The organism is Vibrio sp. 1727, assembly GCF_033344415.1.
In the GTDB taxonomy this organism is placed as follows: Bacteria; Pseudomonadota; Gammaproteobacteria; order Enterobacterales; family Vibrionaceae; genus Vibrio; species Vibrio alginolyticus.
Genome location: NZ_JAWPOT010000517.1, coordinates 1 through 571, shown reverse-complemented (window position 1 = coordinate 571; position 571 = coordinate 1). Strand labels below are relative to the sequence as shown.

Genomic DNA, 571 nt, shown 5'->3' with positions numbered 1-571 from the left:
ATCCGATGCGGTCAAAACCGCCCGTGATTTTGATGCCCGCCCATACGCCCACCGCACCTGCAATTAGGTATGGAATAAACGGCATTACTTCTTCCCCTTAGCGACGTAGAACATCGCCAATAACAACAGTACGAACAGCATCCCCATCATGAGGTGCGTGGTGGTCACCCCCGCAAAGGCGGAGGTGTACACAGGCTCACCCGTGGGTTGTTGGTAGTCGTTATTGTGCTTGCGCTGTTCATCTGGATTACTGGATTCGACGCGTTGAGCTTCGTTCTCAATCTTTACGCCGAGCCAGTCTTTACCCAAGTCGGTGACGTCAGTCAGCAGTTCGCCGCCCGTTTCTAGGACGCCGTCCCAAATGGAACCCCACATGCTTTGCTCTTGCGCCATAACGCCCCCTTACTGCGCGGTAGGCACCGCCACTTGTTCGATGGCTTCAATCAGTACCGGAATACTGCCCGCTGCCGTTTTTTCCACTTCAAACGCCAGTTGTTTCATGGCCGCGGTTGGCAGACGCGCTTCGCTACCAAAGCCGCAGCGCGTGAAGTCCAGCGAGAAAAAGCCCGCG

The 571-nt window shown here is 55.7% G+C and carries 1 protein-coding gene; it reads right to left on the bottom strand.

Annotation, left to right across the window (positions count from 1 at the left end; all coding sequences use genetic code 11):
* Positions 1-84 precede the first annotated feature (84 nt).
* Entirely contained in the window at positions 85-393 is a 309-nt protein-coding gene (locus tag R8O10_RS26685; protein WP_005389721.1) for a hypothetical protein, read from the bottom strand.
* Between the last annotated feature and the right edge of the window lie 178 nt (positions 394-571).